The following is a 3,420-nucleotide window of genomic DNA, read 5'->3' on the forward strand; positions in this document are numbered from 1 at the left end:
CATCCTGGGGAACTCGGAAAACGCGTTCGTCGCATTCGAGTCCCCCAGGATGGGGCGGAGGGGCCGAAACCTAGTAGAAACAGCGCCTTACAGCACCTTCGTCGTGCGCACCCAGTAGCCGCCCATCTCGTTGTTGGCGGCGACAATCGCTTCGGGCGAACCCACAATGGCGACCTGTCCCGATTCGTTCAGCGATTCCAGCACCTTGCCGAACGCCTGGAAGTCGGCGAGGGTGGTCGCAAGGACCTGATCGCGGCGCTTCTGGCGCAGGTCGTCGGTCTCGCCGATCAGGGCGCGGGCGGTGGCGCTGAAGCCCTTGGCGTCGGGCAGCTGGTAGCTGTCCAGGTCGCTGATCGTGCCGATGATGTTGCGGGTCAGCTCGGCGTCGCTCAGAGTGAGGTTCTCTAGGAAGTCGGCGCTGCCGTCGTAGTTCTCCAGGGTCTTGATCAAGTTCGGGTCTCGGTACGACAGGAAGCTGAAAACACCGGAGAGCGAATCGAAGCCGCACATGCCGCCGTACGCGCCACCTTCGACGCGGACCTTTTCCCAGAGCCAGCTCGTGCGCAGGAAGTTGGTGATGACGTTCGCTGAACCCGACGGCTCGTAGCCGAAATCCGTCAGGCGCGCGGCTTTCGCCACGTAGTTCACCTGCCCCGGCACGGTGAACGCTTCGGGAAGGCACTCCGCCACCAGATCCCACTCGGCGGGCGCGGGCGCTTCGCCGTCCGGCAGCGCCTGTGCGAGTTCCTCAAGGCTGGGCTTGAACGCGGCGTAGTTGGCGGCGTCCAGCGTGACGTTCGCCACCGCGAGGCTGCGGCGCAGGACCGTGCTTCGGATCTCTTCCAACGACGCCAGCACACTCGGCCAGTCGCTGTCGATCTTCTCCAGCAATTGCCGGATAAAGAAAAGATAGGTGATCCCCGAGATCTGCTCGCCCAGCCATCCCGATTCACTGAAGCGCGCCGCGAGGCGGCGGCCCGCGAAGCCGTGGCCGCTGGAGGCGACAGCCGCTTCCAGCCGCACCTTCTCCTCGGTCGCCATCTGGCGGAACCGGTCCTGGTTATCCAGCTTCACATACAGCAGGATGTCTTCCAAGATCGCCGTCAAATCCGGAGCCTGCGTCGGTGTGGCCTTCGCCCGCACCCAGAGGCGTGCGGCGGAGCCTTCGGCGCTGCGCAGGGAGCTGGTAAAGAGCTGCTGCGAAACGCCGCCGGTCTTACGGCCGATGCGCTGGGTCAATTGGACGAAATCTTCCTTCTCCGTGCCCATTTCCAGCAGCGAGCGGCCGAACAAGGGCAGGTACGACAGCAGTTCCTGCCGCAGAACCTTCAGATCGAACCCGAGATCGACATAGACGATGCCGTTGGTGAAGAGATCGTGGTGGTAGACCGGAACGCCGAAAACGGTCTGGACATCAGTCGGCACGATCTTCACCTTCGGATCGAGATCGGCGATGGTCAGGCGCGGCAGGGTCGCCAGCTGCTCTTCCGTATCGGGGGTCTGCTGGAGCTGCTGAAGATACTTCGTCTCGTCAACGATCGCGGTGAGCTCTTCGGTGGACAGCGACGCCTTGATCGTCTCCAGCTTCGCGCGCTCGGCGGCGGCTTCGCGTTCGGCAAGGCCCGGATCGGGCGTGTAGACGATGGTCGTGCGATGCGGGTTGTCCAGGAAGTACTCCCGGATCAGATTCTCGAAGTAGCCGCCCTTCGCCACGCCTTCTTTGATCGCCGTCAGCGGCGTTTCGAACTGGAGCGGCGCGATCGGGTCGCGGCCATAGAGCCAGCTGCTCATGGCGTAGAACAGCACCATCAGTCCGCGCGGAAAGCCGCCGGTGTTGAGTTCGCGCAGACTAAACTCCGCCGTGTTCATCGCCGCTTCGACGGCGTCGGGATCGATCCCTTCGTCGGCGAGCTTGCGCAGCGTGTCCAGCATCAGCGCCTCGACCTGGTCGGCGTTCGCCGGGTCCACGCCCTTGAAGCCGGTGCGCCATGCGCGCTGGCGGCCGTCGGAAACGCCGGCGCCAAGATCCTCCACCAATCGCGACTCCAGCATCGCCTTGCGCAGCGGCGCGGCCGCCGTGCCGGTCAGGATATGCTTCAAAATATCCAGCGCCAGGTCCACTTCAAAGTCCACGGCGTCATCGGTAAGCACCCAGTTGATCGAGAGCATGCCCTGGCCTGCCTCGTCGGCGCCCACGCCCACAGCGTAGGGCTGGGTCAGGCGACGCGGCTCGGTCCAGCGCGGGAGGGCCGGCACGAGCGAATCGACAGGGCGCGCCTCGAACTCGCTCAGATATTCGTTGGATAGGCGCAGACGCTCATCGGGTTCGTCGTCGCCCCAGAACCAGATGCGGGCGTTCGACGGGTGATAGTACTTCTCATGGAAGGACTTCAAGCCTTCGTAAGTCAGATCGGGGATCACTTTGGGATCACCGCCGGCAGAGACGCCATAGACGTGGTCGGGGAAAAGCGAGCGCTCGGCGGCGTCGTAAAGCACGGTGTCCGGGGAGCCGTAGGCGCCTTTCATTTCGTTAAAAACGATGCCTTTGTAGATCAGCGGCTCGTCGGGGCTGGTCAGTTCATAGTGCCATCCTTCCTGCTGAAAGATGTGCTCCGTGAGCCTGGGATGGAAGACGGCGTCGAAGTAGACATCCACCAAATTGTAGAAATCGCGTGTATTGACGCTCGCGACTGGGTAGTATGTTTCTGCGGATCCCGTGAACGCATTCAAAAAAGTCTTCAGCGATCCCTTGACGAGTTCGATGAACGGCTCCTTCAGCGGATACTTCCGCGACCCGCACAGCACCGAATGCTCTAAGATATGAGCGATGCCGGTAGAATCCGCCGGCGGGGTCCGGAATGTGACCGCAAACGCCTTATTATCGTCCTCATTGATGATCGAGAGCAGTTCAGCGCCTGTCTTGACATGGCGGTACAAGCGCACCTTGCTCTTCAGCTCCGGCGCCTCTGCTTCACGCAGCAGCTCAAATCCATGGGTAGTCGTCATGCAGATCTCCTCTGAATCCATACAAATCGCGCGGGGACCAACCCCGTGGCGTATTGTAACATAAACGAGCCAAGTCGGGAAGATGGTTCCAGGACAATCTTGGTTAACAAACAGTATCCAAGCGTCCGAGCCGCAACCCTCCGCCCCACAACTAAAGGAATCGATACATTCGCATGCCAGACAAAGTGACCGCCGCAGGCTTCTATCAGGACCCGGACGCAGCCGCGTCGGTCTTCACGGAGATCCGGCGCAAGTGCAGCGGCCGCGTCGCGCTGATCTCCTGCGACAAAAACGGCAAAGTCGTCGTCAACAATGGCGACATCTCTCCGCGCCGAGGGCTGGCGCTGGGGATTCTCAGCGGACTGCTCGCTACGCTGGCGCTTCTGACGCAGTTTACCTTCGCCGCTATTGCCC

At 62.0% G+C, this 3,420-nt stretch carries 2 protein-coding genes; one reads left to right on the forward strand and one right to left on the reverse strand.

Annotation, left to right across the window (positions count from 1 at the left end; genetic code table 11):
- Window positions 1-87: 87 nt before the first annotated feature.
- Window positions 88-3,006, reverse strand: a complete 2,919-nt coding sequence (locus ABIZ35_RS22970; RefSeq protein WP_348222264.1) for an insulinase family protein — start codon at window positions 3,004-3,006, stop codon at window positions 88-90.
- A gap of 173 nt (window positions 3,007-3,179) precedes the next feature.
- Between ABIZ35_RS22970 and ABIZ35_RS22975 the strand changes: the two genes are divergently transcribed.
- Window positions 3,180-3,420 (forward strand): hypothetical protein (locus ABIZ35_RS22975; protein WP_348222265.1); only part of this gene is annotated, 241 nt, incomplete at its 3' end.

Source organism: Capsulimonas sp., from assembly GCF_039929585.1.
Taxonomy (GTDB): Bacteria; Armatimonadota; Armatimonadia; order Armatimonadales; family Capsulimonadaceae; genus Capsulimonas.